The 22,795-nt window shown below is 72.8% G+C and carries 18 protein-coding genes; 11 read left to right on the top strand and 7 right to left on the bottom strand.

Going from position 1 to position 22,795, the window contains the following annotated elements; translation table 11 throughout:
- Window positions 1-5: 5 nt before the first annotated feature.
- From ACGFW6_RS10605 to ACGFW6_RS10590, 4 genes are all read right to left on the bottom strand, one after another.
- Window positions 6-884 (bottom strand): ABC transporter permease, encoded by an 879-nt coding sequence (locus tag ACGFW6_RS10605; RefSeq protein WP_393506775.1) that lies wholly within the window; start codon window positions 882-884, stop codon window positions 6-8.
- The gene (locus ACGFW6_RS10600; protein ID WP_393506774.1) at window positions 881-1,771 is read right to left on the bottom strand and encodes an ABC transporter permease; all 891 of its coding nucleotides are present in this window, start codon (window positions 1,769-1,771) and stop codon (window positions 881-883) included. The genes ACGFW6_RS10605 and ACGFW6_RS10600 overlap by 4 nt, the downstream gene beginning before the upstream one ends.
- A gap of 3 nt (window positions 1,772-1,774) precedes the next feature.
- Complete coding sequence (locus ACGFW6_RS10595; RefSeq protein WP_393506773.1) at window positions 1,775-2,899, bottom strand: spermidine/putrescine ABC transporter substrate-binding protein; 1,125 nt, start codon at window positions 2,897-2,899, stop codon at window positions 1,775-1,777.
- A 190-nt stretch (window positions 2,900-3,089) separates the two neighbouring features.
- Window positions 3,090-4,268, bottom strand: coding sequence for an aromatic ring-hydroxylating dioxygenase subunit alpha (locus tag ACGFW6_RS10590; protein WP_393506772.1), 1,179 nt, complete (start codon window positions 4,266-4,268; stop codon window positions 3,090-3,092).
- A 388-nt stretch (window positions 4,269-4,656) separates the two neighbouring features.
- Here ACGFW6_RS10590 and ACGFW6_RS10585 point away from each other — a divergent pair, with 388 nt between their 5' ends.
- The 9 genes from ACGFW6_RS10585 (at window position 4,657) to ACGFW6_RS10545 (ending at window position 13,114) form a co-directional block, all read left to right on the top strand.
- A complete protein-coding gene (locus ACGFW6_RS10585; protein ID WP_393506771.1) occupies window positions 4,657-5,082 on the top strand; it encodes a hypothetical protein in 426 nt (141 codons plus the stop codon).
- Window positions 5,079-6,314: an NADH-ubiquinone oxidoreductase-F iron-sulfur binding region domain-containing protein gene (locus tag ACGFW6_RS10580; RefSeq protein WP_393506770.1), complete on the top strand. Its 1,236-nt coding sequence runs from the start codon at window positions 5,079-5,081 to the stop codon at window positions 6,312-6,314. The genes ACGFW6_RS10585 and ACGFW6_RS10580 overlap by 4 nt, the downstream gene beginning before the upstream one ends.
- Window positions 6,315-6,388: 74 nt before the next feature.
- On the top strand, window positions 6,389-6,580 hold the full coding sequence (locus tag ACGFW6_RS10575; RefSeq protein WP_393506769.1) for a ferredoxin: 192 nt from the start codon (window positions 6,389-6,391) through the stop codon (window positions 6,578-6,580).
- 1 nt (window position 6,581) lies between these two features.
- A complete protein-coding gene (locus ACGFW6_RS10570) occupies window positions 6,582-8,636 on the top strand; it encodes an acetate--CoA ligase family protein (RefSeq protein ID WP_393506768.1) in 2,055 nt (684 codons plus the stop codon).
- A gap of 59 nt (window positions 8,637-8,695) precedes the next feature.
- Window positions 8,696-9,868: an acyl-CoA dehydrogenase family protein gene (locus tag ACGFW6_RS10565; protein ID WP_093744811.1), complete on the top strand. Its 1,173-nt coding sequence runs from the start codon at window positions 8,696-8,698 to the stop codon at window positions 9,866-9,868.
- Between the two features lie 35 nt (window positions 9,869-9,903).
- Complete coding sequence (locus ACGFW6_RS10560) at window positions 9,904-11,076, top strand: acyl-CoA dehydrogenase family protein (RefSeq protein WP_393506767.1); 1,173 nt, start codon at window positions 9,904-9,906, stop codon at window positions 11,074-11,076.
- A 32-nt stretch (window positions 11,077-11,108) separates the two neighbouring features.
- Window positions 11,109-12,011 carry a 3-hydroxybutyryl-CoA dehydrogenase gene (locus ACGFW6_RS10555; RefSeq protein WP_393506766.1) on the top strand — a complete coding sequence of 301 codons (903 nt, stop codon included), beginning with the start codon at window positions 11,109-11,111 and terminating at the stop codon, window positions 12,009-12,011.
- Window positions 12,012-12,058: 47 nt separating this feature from the next.
- The gene (locus ACGFW6_RS10550; RefSeq protein WP_393506765.1) at window positions 12,059-12,670 is read left to right on the top strand and encodes a TetR/AcrR family transcriptional regulator; all 612 of its coding nucleotides are present in this window, start codon (window positions 12,059-12,061) and stop codon (window positions 12,668-12,670) included.
- Between the two features lie 114 nt (window positions 12,671-12,784).
- Window positions 12,785-13,114 (top strand): SCO4225 family membrane protein, encoded by a 330-nt coding sequence (locus ACGFW6_RS10545; RefSeq protein WP_393506764.1) that lies wholly within the window; start codon window positions 12,785-12,787, stop codon window positions 13,112-13,114.
- A 4-nt stretch (window positions 13,115-13,118) separates the two neighbouring features.
- Here the strand turns inward: ACGFW6_RS10545 and ACGFW6_RS10540 are convergent, their stop codons facing one another.
- Both ACGFW6_RS10540 and ACGFW6_RS10535 read right to left on the bottom strand, forming a co-directional pair.
- On the bottom strand, window positions 13,119-15,566 hold the full coding sequence (locus tag ACGFW6_RS10540) for a SpoIIE family protein phosphatase (RefSeq protein WP_393506763.1): 2,448 nt from the start codon (window positions 15,564-15,566) through the stop codon (window positions 13,119-13,121).
- 182 nt (window positions 15,567-15,748) lie between these two features.
- A complete protein-coding gene (locus tag ACGFW6_RS10535; RefSeq protein WP_393506762.1) occupies window positions 15,749-17,830 on the bottom strand; it encodes a SpoIIE family protein phosphatase in 2,082 nt (693 codons plus the stop codon).
- A gap of 195 nt (window positions 17,831-18,025) precedes the next feature.
- On the opposite strand from ACGFW6_RS10535, the gene ACGFW6_RS10530 reads away from it, so the two are divergent.
- Both ACGFW6_RS10530 and ACGFW6_RS10525 read left to right on the top strand, forming a co-directional pair.
- On the top strand, window positions 18,026-21,400 hold the full coding sequence (locus ACGFW6_RS10530; RefSeq protein ID WP_393506761.1) for a pyruvate carboxylase: 3,375 nt from the start codon (window positions 18,026-18,028) through the stop codon (window positions 21,398-21,400).
- A gap of 257 nt (window positions 21,401-21,657) precedes the next feature.
- Window positions 21,658-22,449 (top strand): aminoglycoside adenylyltransferase domain-containing protein, encoded by a 792-nt coding sequence (locus ACGFW6_RS10525; protein ID WP_393506760.1) that lies wholly within the window; start codon window positions 21,658-21,660, stop codon window positions 22,447-22,449.
- A gap of 21 nt (window positions 22,450-22,470) precedes the next feature.
- Here ACGFW6_RS10525 and ACGFW6_RS10520 read toward each other — a convergent pair whose 3' ends face one another.
- Entirely contained in the window at window positions 22,471-22,725 is a 255-nt protein-coding gene (locus ACGFW6_RS10520) for an EF-hand domain-containing protein (RefSeq protein ID WP_393506758.1), read from the bottom strand.
- Between the last annotated feature and the right edge of the window lie 70 nt (window positions 22,726-22,795).

Genomic DNA, 22,795 nt, shown 5'->3' with positions numbered 1-22,795 from the left:
GGGGATCACTCTCCGGAGAGGAGGTCGAGGCCGCCGCGGCGGCCGAAGAGGCGCGGAATGAACAGGGCCAGGGCGATCAGGGCGATGGATCCCGCGAGCATGAGCGTGCCGACGGCGTTGATGGTGGGCTGCACCCCGAAGCGGATCGCCGAGTAGATCCGCACCGACAGGGGCTGCGGGTCGACGCCGGTGGTGAAGTAGGCCAGCACGAAGTCGTCGAAGACCAGCGCGAAGATCAGTACGGCGCTCGCCAGCACGGCGGGCAGCAGCGCCGGCAGGGTCACCAGCCGCACCGCCTGCCACCGCGTGGCGCCGAGATCCATCGCGGCCTCCTCCACCTCCGGGTTCAGCGCGGCCACCCGGGAGCGCAGGATGACGGTGACGTAGGAGATGGAGAAGGTGATCTCGGCGAGCATCACCGTGCCGGTGGACAGGGGGACGCCGAGGCCCTTGAACAGCAGCATCGACGCCACGCCCGTGACGATCTCCGGCGTGATCAGCGGCACCAGCATGATCAGTCCGGCCAGTGAGCCGAGCCGGGTGCGGCAGCGGACCAGGCCGACGGCGAGCGCGACCCCGAGGAGCACCGAACCGGCCATCGCCACCAGGGAGATGCGCAGGCTGGTGCCGAGGGAGGCGATGAGCACGTCGTCATGGACGAAGGCGCGGTACCAGCGAAGGCTGAACCCGTCGAACACGGTGAGGGACTTCTGGGAGTTGAAGGAGAACAGCGCCACGACCGCGATGGGCAGGTAGAGCAGCGCGAAGAACACTCCGGTGACCGCGATGAGGACACGGGGCCTGCGACGGGAGCGCCGGCGCTTTCGCACCGGAGCGGACGCGGCGGCCGGGGCGGTGGCGGAGGGGGTGTTGACCAGAGTCATCGCAGTGCCTCCGCCTCGTCCTTGCGGGTGCGCCGGAGGTAGCCGAGCATCCCGATGAGCAGGACCAGCATCAGCAGCATGGTGAGTGCCGAGCCGAGCGGCCAGTTCTGGCCCTGGAAGAACTTGTCCTGGATGAGGTTGCCGATCATGATCTGGTCCGGGCCTCCCATGAGCTGTGCGCTGACGAAGTCGCCCATCGCGGGCAGGAAGACCAGGACGAGTCCGGCCGCGGCGCCCTGCCGGGTGGCGGGCAGGGTGACGAAGAAGAAGGTGCGGACCGGGCCGCCGTACAGATCGCGGCCGGCCTCGATGAGGGAGACGTCGAGACGTTCCAGCGCCGCGTACAGCGGGATGATCATGAAGACGACGAAGCCGTAGACCAGTCCCGCGACCACGCCGAAACCACTGTTGAGGATCTTCGTGCCCGAGTCGGCCAGACCGACCGCGCGCAGGGCCCGCAGCACCGGCCCGTCGTCGGAGAGGACCACCGACCAGCCGTACATCCGCACCAGGTAGTTGGCGAAGAACGGCACCACGATCGCGGCGATCAGCGCGTGCTTGTACCGGCCGCCGTACAGGGCGATCGTGTACGCCACCGGGTAGGCGATCAGCAGACAGATCACGCAGGTCAGCAGGGCGTAGCCGAGGGACCGTGCCAGGACCTCGGTGTAGGCGGGGTCGGCGAGGGCGCGCACGCCGGCCAGGTCGAAGCCGAAGCGCGGGTTGCCGAGCTCGTCGGTGGTGCCGACCGCGAGGACGGCCACGAGGGCCAGCGAGGCGATCAGGAAGCCGGTCATCCACAGGGTGCCCGGCAACATGAACCAGAGCCACATCCGGTTGCCGGAGGTGTCCCGCCGCCGGGGGCGGGACGGGCGGAGCAGTGCCATGTCTCAGCCCGCCTTCACATGGGTCCAGGCGGTGTCGCGGGCGTCCTCCGCCGCGCTGCCGCCGTTGCGGAAGAACAGGCCGGCCTTCAGGTCGTCCTGGGTGACCATGCACTCCGGGAAGGGCTCGACAAGATCGGCGTAGGTCTTTTCGGAGCCCGCGACCGGCATCGGGTAGCCGATGTACTCGATGTTCTTCTTCACGTTCTCCGGCCGCAGCATGTAGTCGATGAACAGCATCGCCGTGCCGGGGTGCGGGGCGTTCCAGGGGATGGCGTAGCAGTCGGAGTTGATCGGCGTGCCCTCCTTCGGGGCCTGGAACCCGAACACGTCAGGGTCGTCGGCCTGGTTGAGCATGGCGGCCATGTCGCCGCTCCACGCCTGCTGGATCAGCGCGTTGCCATTGAGGAGGTTGTTGTAGCTGTCGCTGGAGAAGCCGCGCAGCCGCGGCCGCAGGGTGCCCAGCAGGGAGGTGATGCGGTCGAGGTCGCCGGTGTCGCCGGTGCTGACGTCGAGGCCGAGCGCGAGGGCGCCCATGCCGAGCACCTCGTCGCGGTCGTCCAGCAGGAACACCTTGCCCTTGGCCCGGTCGTTCCACAGGTCCCGCCAGGAGTCGGTGAGCTCACCGATCCGGTCGCGCCGCCAGCCGATGCCGGTCTTGTACGCGGTGAAGGGGATGGTGTGCGCGGAACCGGGGTCGTACCAGGGGTCCGCGAAGTAGTCGTACGTCCCGAATATGGCCCGGGAGTGGGCGAGCCGGGAGTGGTCGATACGGCGCAGCCGACCGCCCCTGACCAGCCGCTGGGCCCACTTGGCGGTGGGGAAGACGATGTCGTAGCGATTGCCCGCGTTGAGCTTGGCGACCATGCCTTCCATCGAGTCGAAGTTCGACTGGATGACCTTGACGCCGTACTCCTTCTCGAAGCCCTTGAACACGGACGGGTCGACGAAGTCGGCCCAGTTGAAGTAGACGAGATCGCCGTCGACGCGCGCATCGACCGGGGCGAGCCGGTCGGCGTCGGGCTTCTGGGCGGGCATGAACCCGCAGCCGCCGGCCGCTGCGGCCAGCAGGCCGCCGGCGCCCGCCCGCAGCAAGGCGCGTCGGGTCGGCGGTGGTACCTCGGGGGACATGGAGGAACGTCCTCTCCGTCGAGGAACGGCACAACTCCAGGGCGGGACCGGCTGGTCGGCTCACTTCGGGCCCTGATTCCGCAGTGATGACCGGTCTGGGGAGGTGCGTGCGCGGCTCAGAGGGAGCGCGATAAGGCCGAGGCCGGGGGGAGGTGTGCGGCGCGGCGCGTCCGCGGGGTGCGCGGCGGTGTCACCGCGCGTCCTTCTCCAGGTCCTCCCGGACCCGGCGGGCGAACCAGCCGACGGCGGCCTCGCGCTGGGACAGCGGACCGGGCTCGAACCCGGGGGTCCGCATCCCGGCCTGCACGCGCTCCACCAGCTCGGCGTCCTCGTCGTTGGTCTCCCAGCCGATGTGGATGTTGAGCCGCCGGGCGAGCCGGGTACGCAGGCCCTCGCCGGCCTTGGTGTAGAAGGCGCCGGGGATCGCCGCCCGGTCCTGGGCGGTGGGCAGGGCGGTCCACGCGAGCACGTGGTCAGGGTAGAAGTCGATGAGAGTGTTCGGGTAGATCACGGCGTACCGCCATACCCGCCGGTCCGCCTCGACCAGCCCCGGCATCGGCGTCGCGAGCCGCTGGTAGAGCCGCTCGGTCCAGTTCGAGGAGGGCTTGTCGCGCAGCGGTGACTCGAACAGGACGTAGTTCTCCTGCACGTCCACCGTGTACGCGGCGTAGTCGAGCAGTCGCATGAGCGCGGGGTGGGCGACCGGGACGTGGTAGCCCTCCAGATAGTTGTCGACGATCACCTTCCAGTTGGCGTTCTGCTCCTCGCCGCCCTTCAGGTCGTGGATCCGGTGCCTGCCGACCGGCACGAGACCGGGCCCGGCGTAGCGTCCGACGGCCTCGACGAGCCCGGCGCAGCTCTCGGCGAGCGGAGTCGCCTCCATGTCGAGGTTGACGAAGACGAAGCCCAGGAAGGACTCCACGTTGACCGGGTGCAGCCCGAGCTTCGGCTTGTCCAGGCAGGGGATGCGGCGGGCCTCGGGGGCTCCGACCAGGCGTCCGTCCAGCTTGTAGGTCCAGCCGTGGTACGGGCAGCGGATCGCCTTGCCCGACGGCTCGGGGTCGGTGACCAGACGGGTCCCGCGGTGCCGGCACGTGTTCAGGTGGGCCGCGAGAGTGCCGTCCTCGGTCCGGACCACCAGCACTTCGCGGCCGGCGGCGGTGGCGGCCAGCCGTGCGCCCGGGCCGGGGAGGTCGGACTCGTGGCAGACGAGCTGCCAGGACCTGGCGAAGATGCGGTCGGTCTCGGCCTCCGCGATGGCCGGATCCGTGTAGAAGCGGGCCGGCAGGGCCTGCCCGGGGTGCTCGGGGGGCGGTTGCGGCGAGGCGGGGGAGACGGTCTCCGCCGCCCGCGTCGTCGAGGTGTTCATGGGGTCCTCCTCCGCGCCGCAGAGGCGGCGATGGGCGGTGAGGGTGGGCCGGGGCAGGCGGCAGGGACGGCTTCCGGACCTGCCGCGATCCGGCTGACTGATTGGTTAGTCAGAGTGGGACCGGAGTGGAGTCAAGTCAAGACTTGTGAGCTGACTAATTAGTTAGTTAGTCTCGTGGCAGATGGATGGCCCGGTCCGCAGGACGGATGCCCAGGTGCCCTCCACGAGCCCGCGGGCCACGGTCCGCGCCACGTCGGATGTCCGGATCCGGACACCCACCACAGCTCCCGCCCCGCGCGTCACGGCGGCGGAGCATCTCCGTCCCACGTCATGGCCGCGCCGCCCCCGTCCCCGGATCACCCGGGGCGCGGCGAACCCGGAGGCACGCATGAGCGCTCGCCGCAGTCTCGTCTGGCTCGGCCTCACGCCGGAGCCCGAACAGGAGCTGCCCGCAGCGGTGGCCGCCCTGCGGTCCCCGGCGGCCGGCCGGCCGCCGTCGGCCCTCGTCGCCGCCGAGCGGCAGCGCGTCGAACGGCTGGTGCTGCGCGGCACACAACGCGGCTGGCTGCGCTATCTCGGCGAGGTCACGGAACTGGTCGTCCGGGCGGCGGGGACGCGGGCCACCGACCCGCGGGCGGCGCTGCTCGCCGGCGAGGTCGTCCTCGACCACCACCGCATGCTGATCGGCCTGCCCGGAGCCGGCTACGACCGCACCGCCCGCCAGCGGCACGACCTGGAACGGGCGCTGGCCCGGCTGAGGGCGCGCCCCGAACCCGCACGCGTCGGCCCCTGCGAGTCCTGGAGCACCATATGACCGGCGTGTTCTCCCTCCTGCCCGAAGGACGGGCCGGCCTCCTCCTGCCGCCCCACGCCGGCGGCGAGGGCATCGACGGCTACCTCGCCGGGGGCGGTTACGCCCCTCCGGTCGCGCCCGGCCGGCTCCTCGACCGGATCGCGGCCACCGGGTTGCGCGGCCGGGGCGGTGCCGGTTTCCCCGCCGCCGTCAAACTCCGCGCCGTCCGCGACACACCGGGCCCGCGCGTCGTTGTCGCCAACGGCGAGGAGGGCGAGCCGGGGTCCGTGAAGGACCGCTGGCTGCTGCGGCACCGTCCGCACGTCGTCCTCGACGGACTGCGGCTGGCCGCGGCCGTCACCGGTGCCGAGCGCGGCTACGTGTACCTCTCGGACACCGCCGCCGAGCGGGCCGTGCGCGGAGCGCTCGCCGAGAGCTCCCCCGAGCTGCGCATCGACGTCCTACGGACGGAGCACGCCTACGTCGCCGGGGAGGAGAGCGCCGTCGTACGGCGCATCGACGGCGGCCCGGCGCTGCCGACGGCCAAACCCCCGCGCCCGTTCGAGAGCGGAGTCGGCGGCGCACCCACCCTGGTCGCCAACGTGGAGACGCTGGCCCGCGTCGCCCTGATGTACTCGCACCCCGACGAGGCGGACGCCGTCGCGGCGAGCCATCTCGTGACCCTCTCCGGCGGTGCCGGCGGTGCCGCGCTCGTGGAGGTGCCCGCCGGCACCCATCTCAAGGTCCTGGCCGATGTGTGCGGGCACGGACGGGCCGAGGCGGTCCTGACGGGCGGAATGTTCGGCGGGCTGCACGGCGCGGGCTGGGGCGACCTCCCGCTCGACCACGACGGCCTGAAAGCGGCCGGCGGCGCCCTCGGCTGCGGTGCGCTGCACTTCCTGCACCCCGAGGACTGCCCGGTGGCCGTGGCCGTCGAGGCCGCCGCCTACCTAGGGGCGCAGAGTGCCCGGCAGTGCGGGGTGTGCCTTTCCGGCACCGGGGCGATGGCCAAGGCCCTCCGGGCCGTCGCCGGCGGGGAGGCGCACCACGACACGGTCGCCCAACTCCACCGCTGGTCACGGCAACTGCCCGGCCGCGGGGCCTGCGGACTGCTGGACGCCGCCGCCCGCGTCGTCGCCACCCTCCTCGCCCACTTCACCGACGTGGTCGACGACCACGCCCGCTCCGCCTGCCCCGGCTGCGCGGGCACGGCACCCGAGGACGGGCGCCGCTTCACCGTGCCGGTGCCCTGAGCCGCATCCGCTTCCCTCCGGGCGCCTCCCACCCTCAGCCCTCCCGCGCCGAGCCGCGCCGAAAGGACCGCACCATGAAACTGCTGCTGGACTCCACCCGCTGCCAGGGCTACGGCCTCTGCCAGGAACCCGCACCCGAGCTGATCGACCTCGACGAATGGGGCTACGCACAGTTGCGCGTCACCGAAGTGCCCCCCGGCGACCAGGACGCCGCCGAGGCCGCCGTCGCCGCCTGCCCCAACTCCGCGCTGCGGCTGGTGAAGTGACATGGGACGTGATCTCTCCGCGCTCTTCGACCCCGTATCCGTCGCCGTCGTCGGAGCCAGCGACGACCCGGCCAAGTACGGCCACGCCATAGCAGCCCAGGCCGTCCGGGGGGGCGGCCGCCGGCCCGTGCACCTGGTCAACCGGCGCGGCGGCACCGTCCTCGGCCGCACTGCCGCGCCCAGCCTGAGCGCGGTCGGCGAACCCGTCGACCTGGCGGTGGTCTCCGTGCCCGCCGCCGGGTTCGAGGACGCCGTCGACGAGGCACTGCGGTGCGGCGCCCGGGCGATCGTCGCGATCACCGCCGGCTTCGCCGAGACCGGCCTCGCCGGACGTGCCAGACAGGAGGCCGTCGCCGAACGGGTGCGCGCCGCCGGAGCCGTGATGGTCGGGCCCAACTGCCTGGGCCTGGCCGACAACACCACCGACCTGTTCCTGGCCTCCGACACCTTCGCACCCGGCGGTGTCGCGCTGCTGAGCCAGAGCGGCAACCTCGCCCTCGAACTCCAGCTCCGCTTCCGTCCGCACGGCCTCGGCTTCTCCCGGTTCGTCTCGCTCGGCAACCAGGCCGACGTCACCCTCGTCGACCTGCTCGCCGACTGCGCCCGGCACGAGGGCACCCGCGCCATCGCGGTGTACGCCGAGGACTTCGGCGACGGACGCGCCTTCGCCGAGGCGGCGGCCGACGCCGGCAAGCCCGTCGTACTGCTCACCGCCGGACGCGGGGACGCCTCCGCGCGCAGCGCCCAGTCGCACACCGGGGCCCTGACCACCTCGGCCGACGTGGTGGCCGCCGCGTGCCGGGACGCCGGAGTGGAACTGGTCGCCACCCCGCGCGAACTCACCGTCGTGCTGGCCGCGTCGCACGGCGGACGCCGGGCCACCGGCCGCCGGGTCGCCGTGCTCACGGACGGCGGCGGGCACGGTGTCATCGCCGCCGACGCCGTCGAGGCCGCCGGGCTGACCGTGCCCGAGCTGCGGGAGCCGACGCGGCAGCGGCTGCGCGAGGCGCTGTGGGAGCAGTCCGCCGTCGCCAACCCGGTGGACCTCGCCGGAATGGGCGAGCAGGACCCCGGCTCGTACGCGGAGACCGTCGCCGCGCTGCTGGCGGCCGAGGAGACCGACGCCGTACTGATGACCGGCTACTTCGGCGGCTACGCGGCCGCCGAGGGCGGGCTCGGCGGAGGCGGCAGGGCGCTCGCGGAGGGGGAACGGGCCGCCGCCCGCCTCATCGCCGCCCGGCACCGTGCCATCGCCAAACCCCTCGTCGTGCAGTCGATGTACCCCGACTCGCCCAGCTGCCGCACCCTCGCCGCCGCCGGTGTGCCGGTCTTCGGCGCCACCGAGGACGCCGCCCGCGCACTCGCCGCCACCGCACCCCGCGCACCGCACACCGGCGTGACCCCCCTGCCCCGCCCCGCGACACCGCTGCGGGAGACCGGCTACCTGGAGACCCGCCGAGCCCTCGAAGCGGCCGGACTCGCCTTCCCCGCGGCCCGCGAGATCCACGACGAGACCGAACTGCCGGCCGCAGCGCGGGAGTTCAGTGGCCCGTACGTCCTCAAGGCGCTGCATCTGCTCCACAAGTCCGACGCCGGGGGAGTGGCCCTCGGCCTCGCCGGCCCCGGCGAACTGCTCGCCGCCTTCCGGGAGATGCACGCACGGCTCGGCGCCCCCTCCTACTCCGTGGAGGCCATGGCCGACCTCACCGACGGCATCGAGCTGATCGTCGGCGTCAACCGCGACCCGCGCTTCGGCCCCGTCGCCATGGTGGGCCTCGGCGGAGTGCTCGCCGAGGCACTGCACGACATCGCCTTCACCCTCGCCCCCGTCCCCGCCGACCGCGCCCTGCACCTGCTGCGCGGCCTGCGCACCGCCGCCCTCCTCGACGGGGTCCGCGGCCGGCCGGCCGTCGACATCGAGGCGGCCGCGCGGGCCGTCGAGACCATCACCGCGTTCGCCGCCGCCCACCCCGAGATCGCCGAGATCGAGGTCAACCCCCTTCTCGTACGCCCCGACGGAGTCCTCGCCCTCGACTCCCGCGCCGTACTCGCCTGACCGCGTCGTACTCGCCTGACCGAGCCGCACCCGCCCGACCGACCCCGGAAGAGGTCCCCATGGACATGCGCTACACCCCCGAGCAGGCCGACCTGAAGCGTCGAGCCGCCGAGTACGCCCGCCTGCTGATGCGGTACGAGGACCAGTCCGAACAGGCCGGCGGACCCCTGCCGCAGGAGCTCGTCACCGAACTGACCCGCGCCGCGATGGACGCCGGGGTCTACGCCATCAACATGCCCGCCGAGTGGGGCGGGGCGGGCCTGAGCCTGCTCGACCAGGTCATCGTCGAGGAGGAGTTCGGCAAGGTCACCAACTGCCTGTGGGACATCCCCTGGCGGCCCGCCAACGTCCTCGCGTACGGCGACGAGCGGCAGCGCGAGAAGTACCTGCTGCCGGTGATCCGCGCCGAGAGGTTCGACGCGTTCGCCGTCACCGAGCCGGGCGCCGGCTCCGACCCGTCCTCCGGCACCTCCACCGCCACCCGCACCGACGGCGGCTGGTTGCTCAACGGCGAGAAGTGGTTCGTCACCTGCGGCGACATCGCCGACTTCCTGCTGGTGCAGGCGGACGCCGGTCCCGAGAAGCTGCCCACCCTGTTCTTCGTCGACAAGGCCGCGCCCGGCGTCGAGATGACCCGCGTTCCCCACTTCATGCACTCCGCCGTCAACGGGCACCCCGAGTTCACCTTCACCGACGTCCTCGTCGCCGACGAGGACGTGCTCGGCGGCGTCGGCAACGGCTACGAGCTGACCAAGGAGTGGTTCACCGACGAACGCCTGATGATCGCCGCCCGCACCGTCGGCGCCGCCGAGCGAGCCCTTCAGCTCGCCCGGGACTGGGCCGTCGAGCGGGAGCAGTTCGGGGCGCCGATCGCCTCGTACCAGCTGATCCAGGGGATGCTCGCGGACTGCGCCGTGGACATCGCCGTCAACCGGGCCTACACCCACCAGGTCGCCTGGGAGGCCGACCAGCCCGGCACCGACCGCAAGACCCTGCACGCCAAGGCCTCCACCGCCAAGCTCGCGGCCAGCGAGGCCGCAGGGCGGGTCGCCGACCGCTGTCTGCAGATCTTCGGCGGCCGCGGCTACGACCGCACCTACCCCGTCGAGCGCATGTACCGCGAGCTGCGCGTCGACCGGATCTGGGAGGGCACCTCCGAGATCCAGCGGCTGATCATCGCCAACGAGCTCATCAAGCGCGGCACCCGCGCCCTGGCCCTGCCCACCCACTGAACCCGTCACCCCGACACCGGACAGCGAGGACTCCCATGGACTTCCGTCTCACCCCGCGCCAGGCCGAGCTCAAGGCCGCCGCCCGCACCCTCACCGACTTCATCGCCGGCTACGAGAACCAGTGCGAGGAGAACAACGGCCTGCCCGCCGACGCGCACGCCAAGGTCCGTGACGCCGTGCTGGACGCCGGACTCCAGGCCGTCAACATGCCCGCCGAATGGGGCGGCGCCGGCCTCACCATCGCCGAACAGGTCACCGTGCAGGAGGAGTTGGGGCGGCTCACCGGCGCCCTGTGGGACATGGTGTGGCGCCCCGCGAACGCGCTGCGGTTCTGCACCCCGGAGCAGCGCGAGCGCTTCCTCGTGCCGGTGATCAAGGGCGAGCGGCGCGACTGCTACGCCGTCACCGAGCCCGGTGCCGGCTCCGACCCGCAGAACCTGGCCACCACCGCCACCCGGAACGACCGGGGCTGGGTTCTCAACGGCGAGAAGTGGTTCGTCACCGTCGGCGACCACGCCGACTTCATGATCGTGCTCGCCGCGGCGGGACCGGAGCGCGCCCCCACCCTCTTCCTCGTCGACAAGGACACCCCCGGCATCGAGATGACGCGCGTCCCGCGCTGGATGCACACCTTCGTCTACGAGCACCCCGAGTTCACCTTCACCGATGTGCAGGTGGGCGAGGACGCCGTGCTCGGTGCCATCGGCGAGGGCTACGACATCACCCGCTCCTGGTTCACCGAGGAGCGCCTGATGATCGCAGCCCGCACCATCGGCGCCGCCGAGCGCGCGCTGGAACTGTCCCGGGACTGGGCCGTGGAGCGCGAGCAGTTCGGGGCGCCGATCTCCTCGTACCAGCTGATCCAGGGCATGCTCGCGGACTGCGCCGTGGACATCGCCGTCAACCGTGCCTACACCCACCAGGTCGCCTGGGAGATCGACAACTCCCCGGCCGAGGACCGCAAGACGCTGCACGCCAAGGCCGCCATCGCCAAGCTCTCGGCGAGCGAGGCGTCCGGCCGGGTGGTCGACCGGTGCCTCCAGATCCACGGCGGCCGGGGCTACGACCGCGCGTACGCCGTCGAACGGCTCTATCGCGAGCTGCGCGTGGACCGGATCTGGGAGGGCACCTCCGAGATCCAGCGGCTCATCATCGCGGGCGAACTCATCAAGCGCGGCCCGGGAGTCCTGGACCTGCCGGTCGCATGACGCGGACCGCGACGGACGAGAGAAGGAGACCAATGACCGACATCCGGCGCGTGGGGGTGGTGGGCTGCGGCCTGATGGGCGCGGGCATCGCCGAGGTGTGCGCACGGTCCGGCGTGCCGGTCACGGTCGTGGAGCGGGACGCGGAGGCCGCCCGGGCGGGCCGTCTCCGCGTCCTGCGCTCGCTCGACCGGGCCGCCGCGAGCGGCAGGATCGACGCCGGCCGACGCGACAGGGCCGCGGCCCTGGTCACCGTCGTCGACGAGATCGAGGCCCTGCACGAACACGATCTGGTGATCGAGGCGGTCGCCGAGGACGAACGCCTCAAGGCCGACGTGTTCACCCGCCTCGACGCCGTCGTCACCGGCGAGCGCACCATCCTCGCCACCAACACCTCGTCCATCCCGGTCATCCGGCTCGCCGCCACGACCACGCGCCCCGACCGCGTCGTCGGCGTGCACTTCTTCAACCCCGTGCCGGTCCTGCGGCTCGTCGAACTCGTGCCGTCGCTGCTCACCTCGCCCGTCACCGCTCAGCGCGCCGAGGAGTTCGTGACGGGCACGCTCGGCAAGGAGGTCGTCCGCACCAGGGACAGGGCCGGGTTCGTCGTCAACGCGCTGCTCGTGCCCTATCTCCTGGCCGCCGTCCGCATGGTGGAGTCGGGCAGCGCGACCGTCGAGGACGTCGACCGCGGCATGGTCCTGGGCTGCGCGCACCCGCTCGGCCCGCTGGCCCTGACCGACCTCATCGGCCTCGACACCACCCGGGCCATCGCCGAGTCCCTGTACGCCGAGTTCCGTGAGCCCCAGTACTCGCCGCCCCCGCTGCTGTCGCGGATGGTGGAGGCCGGCCTGCTGGGGCGGAAGTCCGGGCGGGGCTTCCATGTGTACGACGGGCCACCGGAGTGTGCGGCACCGGTACCGGCCGGGCGCCCGTGAGGGAAGATGGTCATGGCGAACGACGACCGAACGAGGGGAGCCGCACGGTGGCCACCAAGGTGCGCACGGCAGACACGCGTGAGCGCATCCTGACCGCGGCGTGCGAGGTGATCGCCGACATCGGCTTCGAGAAGATCCGCATGCGCATGGTCGCCGAGCGGGCCGGTGTGTCGACGGCGTTGCTGCACTACCACTTCGACACCCGCGAGAAGCTGTTCACCGAGGCGATGACGCACTCCTTCGCCAGCACCGCCCTCGACGTCGACCGCGACGCGGGGACGGCGCCGGCGGCGGTCATCCTGGCCCGCATCGTGCGCAACCTGCTGCCCACCGACCCCGAACTCCACCAGGACTGGCGGCTGTGGCAGGAGCTGTGGGTGCGGGCCCTGCGCGACGAGACCACCCGGCTCTTCGCCGTCGACCTGTACGCCCAGTTGCACGGCTGGGTGTCCGACGCGATCCGGCGCGGCATCGACTCCGGCGAGTTCACACCTGCCGACGTCGACGACCTCAGCACCCTGGTGCTGTCCCTGAGCGACGGTTACGGCATCCGGCTGATGCTGCGCGACCCGACGGTCACGCTCGACTCGGCGCTCGCCTCCATCTGGCGCCATGTGGCCGCAGCGCTCGGCCTGCCGGCCGCCGTACCGGCGGAGTGACGCCGGGCGGACCGGGTACGCGTGCGCGGCCGAGGTGAGTACGGATACTCAGGCCACCGGGGACGGACCGGGACATCGTGGGGAACCGTTCACGACCTCATCAGGGAGTTCGACATGGCCGGTTCTCAGCGCTCCATCGCCAAGGTGACACGCCACCACCTGCTCAATCCGGCGGCGCTCGGCTATCTGGCGCTGGTCGTCGCCGTTGCGGTGTGGACGGGCGTGGACGCCCTGCTCGTCGAGCAGCAGGACGCGAGCCTCGCCGGGATCTGGGTCTTCTTCGTCACCGGGCCGACGTCCTGGCTGTTCCTGATGCTGCCCGGGGTGCTGCCGTGGGCCGGAGTCGTCGTGGGCGCCCTGCTCCAGGCGGCGGTGCTCGGTGCCGCGTACCACCGCCTCGCCGGCCGTCTGCACCACCACCGCGCCCGCCCGAACGGCGCATGACGCGTCAGACCTCCGGATCGGCCGGCTCCGTCGACAGGGGCTGCTCGGTCCAGATGGTCTTGCTGTTACGGCCGTAACGGGTGCCCCAGCGCTCCGAGAGCTGCGCCACCAGGAACAGGCCGCGCCCGCCCTCGTCGGTGCTGCGGGCCTGGCGCAGATGCGGGGAGGTGCTGCTGGAGTCGGACACCTCGCAGATCAGCTGGCCGTCGCGGATCAGCCGCAGCAGCACCGGGCCGCCCGCGTACCGGTAGGCGTTCGTGACCAGTTCGCTGACGATGAGCTCGGTGGTGAAGGCCATCTCCTGCAGTCCCCACTCCGTCAGCTTCTCCGTCACCAGCGTCCGGGCCCGGCCGGCCGCCGTGGCCTCGGCCGGCAGTTCCCACGTGGCCACGTCGTCCGCCGCCAGCACCCGGGTGCGGCCCAGCAGCAGCGTGACGTCGTCGGCGGGACGGTCGGGCAGCATCGCGTCCTCCACCGCCTTGCACGTGTGCTCCAGCGACCGCGCCGGACCGGCCACCGAGGCGCGCAGCAGCGTCAGACCCTCGTCGATGTCGCGGCCGTCGGCCAGCAGGAGACCGTCGCTGTACAGGGCGATCAGGCTCCCCTCGTCCAGTTCCAGCTCGGCCGTCTCGAACGGCAGTCCGCCGAGCCCGAGCGGCGGTCCCGCGGGCACGTCGAACGGACGCATGTCGCCGTCCGGCCCGAGCACCGTCGGCGGCGGGTGGCCGGCGCGGGCCATCGCGCAGTGCCGGGACACCGGGTCGTAGATCGCGTACAGGCAGGTCGCGCCGATGATCTGCGGGGTGCTGTCACCGGTCTGCCGCTGTTCGGTGGCCAACTGGTCGACCAGGTCGTCGAGCCGGGCGAGGACCTCGTCCGGGGCCAGGTCGAGGTGCGCGAGGGTGCGTACGGCCGCCCGCAGCCGGCCCATGGTCGCCGAGGCGTGCATGCCGTGTCCCACCACGTCACCGATCACCAGCGCGACCCGCAGCCCGGACAGCGGGATGACGTCGAACCAGTCGCCGCCGACTCCGGTGGACGCCTGCGCGGGCAGATAGCGGTGGGCCGTCTCCAGCGCCGGATGCGCGGGCACCTCGCCCGGCAGCAGGCTGCGCTGGAGGGCCTCGGCGGCGTTGTGCTGCTGGGTGTAGCGGCGGGCGTTGTCGATGCAGACGGCGGCCCGGGCCGCGAACTCCTCCGCCAGGGTCAGATCGTCCTCCTCGAACGGCTCCGGCTGCCGCGAACGCCACAGGCAGACCACCCCGAGGATCACGCCACGCGCGGCCAGCGGCACCACCATCAGGGAGTGGACCCCCATCGCGAGCGCCCGCGCGGCCCGTTCCGGCTCGGCGTCGAACCATCCGGACCCGTTGTCCAGCACGGGCAGCAGCACCGGACGCCGCTCGGCCAGGCACTGCGTCGGCGCGGTCCGCTCGGGGAAGAAGAACAGGTGGCCCTCCGGGTACATCACCGTCGTCGCCTCGGGCCGGATACCCCGTGCCGCCATCCTGCGCAGCGGGCCCATCGCGTCCGGTGCCGGTTCCTCCCCCCGGGGCACGGGTTCCAGCAGATCCACCGAGACGGCGTCGGCGAGCTGGGGAACCGCCGCTTCGGCCAGCTCACGCGCGGTCGTGGCGACGTCCAGCGTCCTGCCGATCCGGGTGCCGGCCTCGTTGAGCAGCGCGAGCCGCCGCCGGGCCCGGTGCCGCTCGGTGACGTCCTCGACGATCTCGGTGACGCCCAGCACCCGCCCGGACGGGTCCTGCATCCGGAACGCGGAGATGGAGATCACCAGCTCGCGATGCGGGTCGTGCAGCAGCCGGGCGTGCTGCTCGGCGAAGATCACGGGCCGGCCCGTCTCCAGGACCGACCGGAGCTTGGCCTCCGCCAGGTCCGCGTCGGGGCCGAACAGGAACTCGGCGGCGCGCCGCCCGCGGTAGGCCCTCGGCGGCAGCCCCCCGAACCGCGCGATCGCCTGGTTCACCCGCAGCACCCGCAGGTCCGGGCCGAGCACCACGACACCCACCGGCGACCGGCGGAACAGCCCGTCCAGCACCGCCCGGTCGATCTCCCACTGGGCGACGTCCTCGGCGAGCGCGCCGACGAGGAGCCACTCGTCGGCGGAGTCCAGCCGGCGCACCCGCCGGGCCCGGAACCCCACGAACACCCGATGGCCCTCCCGGTGGCGTACCGGCAGCAGCCCGAACCAGCCGTGCTCGCGCCGGCACGACTCGGCCGCCTCGGCGACCGTGTCCTCGTCGCCGTCGGCGACCAGGACCTCGTGCGCGGGCCGGCCCAGTACCTCCTCGGCCTCGTGCCCGAGGAGCGCGGTGGCCTGATCGCTCCACGCGACGATGCGCCCGCGGCCGTCCACCGCGGCCGACGCGGATCGGTGGACCGAGAAAGGATCCTCCGGGCTCTCACTGAGCGACGTCGGGGATGTGTCGTGCATCGCCCACCCATCTCGCGCCGTTCTCGGGACCCGCGGCGTGGCGCCCCGGCCGGTCCTGCGGTTGCGCATGCTCGGATTCGTAGCGGCTCACCCCCAGTATCGGCCGAAGGGGCGGCACGCGCTTCGTCGCCGCGGCCCGCGCGCCCCCGCGAAGGTCGCCCACCGACCGGCTGCGCCGCAGGTCATCGGGGTAGTGCCCGGGCCAGCAACACGGCCACGTCGTCGTCCGCCACCTCGGGCATCAGGTGGGCCAGCAGGTCGTCGCAGAGCCGGTCCAGCGGGTGCCCCGGGTGCCGCAGCTCCCGCGCCAGGCGGCGCATTCCCTGGTCGAGGTCCGTGCCGCGGGCCTCTATCAGACCGTCGGTGTAGATCACCAGGAGGCTGCGCGGGGCGAGGACCACCTCCTGCACCTCGCCGCCCTGTCCGCCCACGCCCAGGGGCGGGCCCGCGGGGCCGTCCAGGAAGGCGACCGTCCCGCGCGCGTCGGCGACCACGGGCGGCGGGTGGCCCGCCCGGGCGATCACACAGCTGCCGTCGGCCGGATCGTGCACGGCGTACAGACACGTGGCCATCTCGTTGTCACCGAGGTCCGCCACGGTGGCGTCGAGGGAGCGCAGCACCTGGTCGGGCGCCGTGCCCCGGCGCGCCAGGGTCCGTACGGCGGTGCGCAGCTGGCCCATGACCGCCGCCGCGTGGATGCCGTGCCCCATCACGTCGCCGATCACCAGCGCGGTGCGTCCGTCCGGCAGGGCGATCGCGTCGAACCAGTCGCCGCCCACCTCGTGGTCGCCGGCCGGCAGATAGCGGGCGGCCAGCTCCAGACCGCCGACGGCAGGCAGGGACGGGTTCATCAGGCTGCGCTGGAGGGTCAGCGCCGCGTCCCGCTCCCGGCTGTACATGCGCGCGTTGTCGATGTTCAGCGCCGCCCGGGCGACCAGCTCGTCGATCAGCAGGGTGTCCTGGTCGTCGAAGGGTTCGCGGTCCCGGGTCCGGGTCACCACCACCGCGCCGAGCACGGTGCCCCGGGCAACCATGGGAACCAGGCGGGCCGCGCCCACCCGGGCGCGCAGGTACTCGCGCAGCCGGTCGGCGCCGGGCGAGGTGATCAGCGGGCCGATGTCCGACAGGTACAGGTTCATCGGCCGCCCCTCGGCGATCACCCGCTCGTACACCGAGCCGGGCGGGACCTGGAGGGTCTTTCCGACCGCGAGGTGATCGGACGGCGCCGCCGGATCCGTGAAGGCCGCCGCGGCCCGCCGCACCACACCGTGCGCCGACGCGGCGGTCTCGTCCGGAGCCACCGCCTCCTCCAGCAGCTGGACGTCGGCGGAGTCCGCGAGCCGCGGCACCAGGACGCGCACCACCTCCTGCGCCGTCTGCGTCAGATCCAGCGTGGAACCCATCTGCGTGCCCGCCTCCGCCAGCAGCGCGAGGTGCCGCCGCGCCCGCTCCGCCTCCAGATGGGCCCGCTGCTCCTGCGTGACGTCGATCAGCGAGGCGATCACCCCGACCCGCTGCCCGGCACCCCCGAGCAACGGGGCGTAGGAGCAGGACCAGGTCCGCTGCCGTTCCGGGGCGGCCGACCCGCCGGTGTGGCGGAAGTCCACCACCGCCTCACCCCGCTCCAGGACCTGCCGCATCACCGACTCCAGCTTCTCGGTGCCCGCGGCGATCTCGGTCACCCGTCTGCCGATGTGCTCGGCCACCGGGACGCCGTCCATCCGGGCCAGCGCCTCGTTCACCCGCAGGAACCGCAGGTCGGGGCCGAGCATGGCCAGACCGATCGGGGACTGGCTGAACAGTCCCTCCAGCGCCGCCAGCGCGTCCCGCATCCGCTCCACCGCCGACGTCTCCGCCGCGATGGCCAGCACACCCGTACGCCCCCGCACATCGGCGATCGGGCAGTGCCACATCTCCATGTCGACGAGGGTCCCGTCGCGATGCCGGACCGGAAGGCGTGCGACCACCGCCGCGCCCGTGCGCACCGAACGGGCCAGCCGGTCCGCCAGCTCGTGGTTCTCCTCCGGCACCAGCACGCGCTTGGCGTCCTGCCCCACCATCTGCTCCGGCGTGTGGCCGAGCAGGTCCTGCGCGGCCAGCGACCACTGCACCAGACGCCCGTCGCCGTCGGCCACCCACAGGGCGAGCGGGAGCAGGTCCTCGAACACGCTCGCGTGCCCCGCCGCGGCCGTCAGCCGCGCCGGCCACTCGTCGATCGCGTCGTGCGCACGGGCAGTGGCACCGCGGTGTATCGCGCCGACCATGAGGGCACCTCGCTCACACCACCCTCGACCACACAGAAGGCTCACAGACAGCGTAGGCCCGTCCGGTCACCTGGGTACCCGTGACGATGGTGACCGGGTGTCCGCCGACTGGCGAGTGGCCCGGCTCACATGGCGTTATGGGGTGAGCCGCCGACACCATGGGTGTCCGTCTCCGGCAGGCTGAAGGGATCAAGAATGTTCCGCAAGGTGCTGGTCGCCAACCGCGGTGAGATCGCGATTCGCGCTTTCCGTGCAGGCTACGAGCTGGGCGCGCGCACCGTCGCCGTCTTCCCGCACGAGGACCGCAACTCCCTGCACCGGCTGAAGGCCGACGAGGCGTACGAGATCGGCGAGCCGGGGCATCCGGTGCGGGCCTACCTCTCGGTGGAGGAGATCGTCCGCGCGGCACGCCGGGCGGGAGCGGACGCCGTCTATCCGGGGTACGGATTCCTGTCCGAGAACCCGGATCTGGCGCGGGCCTGCGAAGAGGCGGGCATCACCTTCGTCGGACCGAGCGCGGACATCCTGGAGCTGACCGGCAACAAGGCCCGCGCGGTGGCCGCCGCGCGGGACGCCGGCGTGCCCGTGCTGGGTTCGTCGGCGCCGTCCAACGACGTGGACGAGCTCGTCGCCGCCGCCGAGGGCATCGGCTTCCCCGTGTTCGTCAAGGCCGTCGCGGGCGGCGGCGGCCGCGGTATGCGCCGCGTCGAGGAACCCGCGCAGCTGCGCGAGTCCATCGAGGCGGCGTCCCGCGAGGCCGCGTCCGCCTTCGGCGACCCGACCGTCTTCCTGGAGAAGGCCGTCGTCGAGCCCCGCCACATCGAGGTGCAGATCCTCGCCGACGCGCAGGGCGACGTCATCCACCTCTTCGAGCGCGACTGCTCGGTCCAGCGCCGCCACCAGAAGGTGATCGAGCTGGCGCCCGCGCCGAACCTCGACCCGGAACTGCGCGACCGGATCTGCGCCGACGCCGTGCGCTTCGCCCGGCAGATCGGCTACCGCAACGCCGGCACCGTGGAGTTCCTGCTCGACCGCGAAGGCAACCACGTCTTCATCGAGATGAACCCGCGCATCCAGGTCGAGCACACGGTGACCGAGGAGGTCACCGACGTCGACCTGGTGCAGTCGCAGCTGCGCATCGCCGCCGGCGAGACCCTGGCCGACCTCGGCCTCGCCCAGGAGACCGTCACACTGCGCGGCGCCGCGCTCCAGTGCCGCATCACCACCGAGGACCCGGCCAACGGCTTCCGCCCGGACACCGGCCGGATCAGCGCCTACCGCTCGCCGGGCGGCTCGGGCATCCGGCTCGACGGCGGAACCACCCACGCCGGCACGGAGATCAGTGCCCACTTCGACTCCATGCTGGTCAAACTGACCTGCCGGGGCCGGGACTTCGATGCCGCGGTGGGCCGCGCCCGGCGCGCCGTCGCCGAGTTCCGCATCCGCGGCGTGGCCACCAACATCCCGTTCCTGCAGGCGGTCCTCGACGACGCCGACTTCCGGGCCGGCCGCGTCACCACCTCGTTCATCGAGCAGCGCCCGCACCTGCTCACCGCGCGTCACTCCGCCGACCGCGGCACCAAGCTGCTCACGTACCTGGCCGACGTGACCGTCAACAAGCCGCACGGCGAACGGCCCGAGCTGCTCGACCCGTTGACCAAGGTGCCCGCGCTGCCCGCCGGTGAGCCGCCCGCCGGGTCCCGGCAGAAGCTCGCCGAACTCGGCCCGGAGGGCTTCGCGAGCTGGCTGCGCGCCTCACCGACCATCGGCGTCACCGACACCACGTTCCGCGACGCCCACCAGTCGCTGCTCGCCACCCGGGTGCGCACCAAGGACATGCTGGCCGTCGCCCCCGTCGTCGCGCGCACCCTGCCCCAGCTGTTGTCCCTGGAGTGCTGGGGCGGCGCGACCTACGACGTCGCCCTGCGCTTCCTCGCCGAGGACCCGTGGGAGCGTCTCGCGGCCCTGCGGGAGGCCGCGCCGAACATCTGCCTGCAGATGCTGCTGCGCGGCCGCAACACCGTCGGGTACACGCCGTACCCCACCGAGGTGACCGACGCGTTCGTGCAGGAGGCGGCGGCCACCGGCATCGACATCTTCCGCATCTTCGACGCCCTGAACGACGTCTCCCAGATGCGGCCCGCGATCGAGGCGGTACGGGAGACCGGCACCGCCGTCGCGGAGGTGGCCCTGTGCTACACCTCCGACCTGTCCGACCCGGCGGAGCGCCTGTACACCCTGGACTACTACCTGCGTCTGGCCGAGCAGATCGTGGACGCCGGCGCCCATGTCATCGCCGTCAAGGACATGGCGGGCCTTCTGCGCGCCCCGGCCGCGGCGAAGCTGGTGTCGGCGCTGCGCCGGGAGTTCGACCTGCCGGTGCATGTGCACACCCACGACACCGCGGGCGGTCAGCTCGCCACCTACCTCGCCGCGATCCAGGCGGGCGCGGACGCGGTGGACGGGGCGGTGGCGTCCATGGCGGGCACCACTTCGCAGCCGTCGCTGTCGGCGATCGTGGCCGCGACCGACCACTCCGAGCGCCCCACGGGCCTGGACCTGCAGGCCGTGGGCGACCTGGAGCCGTACTGGGAGAGCGTCCGCAAGGTCTACGCCCCCTTCGAGGCGGGCCTGGCCTCGCCGACCGGCCGGGTCTACCACCACGAGATCCCCGGCGGGCAGCTCTCCAACCTGCGCACCCAGGCGGTGGCGCTGGGCCTGGGCGACCGGTTCGAGGACATCGAGGCGATGTACGCCGCCGCCGACCGGATGCTGGGCCGGCTGGTGAAGGTCACGCCCTCGTCGAAGGTGGTCGGTGACCTGGCGCTGCACCTGGTGGGCGCCGGAGTGTCCCCGCAGGACTTCGAAGGGGAGCCGGACCGGTTCGACATCCCCGACTCGGTCATCGGCTTCCTGCGCGGGGAGCTCGGCACGCCGCCCGGCGGCTGGCCCGAGCCGTTCCGCACCAAGGCGTTGCAGGGCCGGGCCGAGGCCAAGCCGGTGCAGGAACTGAGCGCCGACGACCGGGAGGGCCTGGCCAAGGACCGGCGCGGCACCCTCAACCGGCTGCTGTTCCCGGGCCCGACGCGTGAGTTCGAGACGCACCGGGACAACTTCGGCGACACCAGCGTGCTGGACAGCAAGGCCTTCTTCTACGGGCTGCGGCCGGGCAAGGAGTACGCCGTCGACCTGGAGCGCGGGGTGCGGCTGCTGATCGAGCTGCAGGCCGTCGGCGACGCGGACGAGCGTGGCATGCGCACCGTGATGTCCACCCTGAACGGGCAGCTGCGGCCGATCCAGGTACGGGACCGGGCCGCGGCCTCGGACGTCCCGGTGACCGAGAAGGCGGACCGGGGCAACCCCGCCCATGTCGCGGCGCCGTTCGCCGGCGTGGTGACCCTGACGGTCGCCGAGGGCGACGAGGTGGCGGCCGGTGCCACGGTGGCCACCATCGAGGCGATGAAGATGGAGGCCTCGATCACCGCCGCCAAGGCCGGCACGGTGGCCAGGCTCGCCATCAACCGCATCCAGCAGGTCGAGGGCGGCGACCTCCTGGTCGAACTCGCCTGAGCCGAGCACGGTCCCGCCCCGCGCGAGGAGGCACCCGCGCGGGGCGGGGCGTGTCCGGCCACGCCCCACAGGGCCGGATGCGGGCGCGCCCCGCGGGGCTGGGTGCGGGCGCGCAGCACTCGATGCACGGCCACCCGGAGGACGAGAGCGCGGCTCCGCGGCCCCGCGGGTGCTGCGTGACTTGGGCTCGGCCCCGGTCGCGGGATTCGTCGGGCATGCGCCGACCCGAGGCCGCCACCGGCACGGACACTGACCGTATGACCAGAACCCCCGCGGAACCGCACTCCGTCCCCGCAGAACTCGGCCCCTACCTCCGGGAGGTCGTCCACCGCGCGCGGGCCGTCTGCGGAACTCACCTGGTGAGCGTCGCCGCCGTCGGCTCCGTCGCGCTCGGCGACTACCGGCACGGACGCAGCGACACCGACGTGACGGTCGTGGTGGACCAGCCCCTCCCCGGGCGGACCCTGTCCGACCTGGCCGCCGTCCTCACGCACCCCGGGCTGCCGTGCCCGGCGACGGGGCTGGAACTCGTGGTCTACGACGCGGGCTTCGCCGCCCGCCCGTCCGGCGAGGCCGGCTATCTGCTCGACCTCAACACCGGGCCGCTGCTGCCGGGCAAGGTCAGCTTCGACCCGGCCGAGTCCCCGGCGTTCTGGTACGTCATCGACCGTTCCGTGGCGCATCGCTGCGGGCTGCCGCTGTACGGCCGTCCACCGCGCGACGTGATCGCCGAACCCGGACGCGCGGACCTGCTCACCGCCCTCCGCGCCTCGGTCCGCGAGCACGGCCTTGCCGAGGGACACCTCGGGGACAACCGGGTGCTCAACGGCTGCCGCTCGGTCCTGTTCTGCCGCACGGGCCACTGGCAGGCCAAGCGCCGGGCCGCGCGGGCGGTCGCCGCGTCCGAGGAACGCTTCCGGCCGCTCATCGCCGCCGCGCTGCGCAGCTACGAACGCCCCCGCAGCGCCGCGACCGAACTGCCGGCCACGGACGTGCGGACCTTCCTGGCCTGGGTCGCCGAACGCGTCGGCGAAGCGGCGGGCCGGTGATGCCGCCGCACGGCCGCCGACTCAGCTCCAGCCGAAACGGCGGTCCACCACCGCCGCGAACTCCTCGAGGGTCAGCACCTCGTCACCGTTCTGGTCGGCGGCGTCGAACAGGGCGGAGGAGGCGTCCTCGTCTCCCAGGCCCCAGATCGGCAGATCACCCGAGGCGGCCAGCGACGGGCCCTTCGTCCGCAGGGCGATGATCACCTCCATGCGCGTCAGGGTCCCGTTGTGGTCGAGGTCGAGCGCCTCGAACAGCTTGCGGGCCTTGTCACTCATCGTGTCACCTTCGTTCCTGTCGGCAGGCCGACCTGCCACCCCGTTACCAGACAAGAACGCGATTCCACCC

The sequence above is a fragment of the Streptomyces sp. Y7 genome (genome assembly GCF_043195415.1).
Classification (GTDB): Bacteria; Actinomycetota; Actinomycetes; order Streptomycetales; family Streptomycetaceae; genus Streptomyces.
Note: the sequence above shows the minus strand (reverse complement) of the source record. Positions and strands in the feature narration are given on the sequence as shown.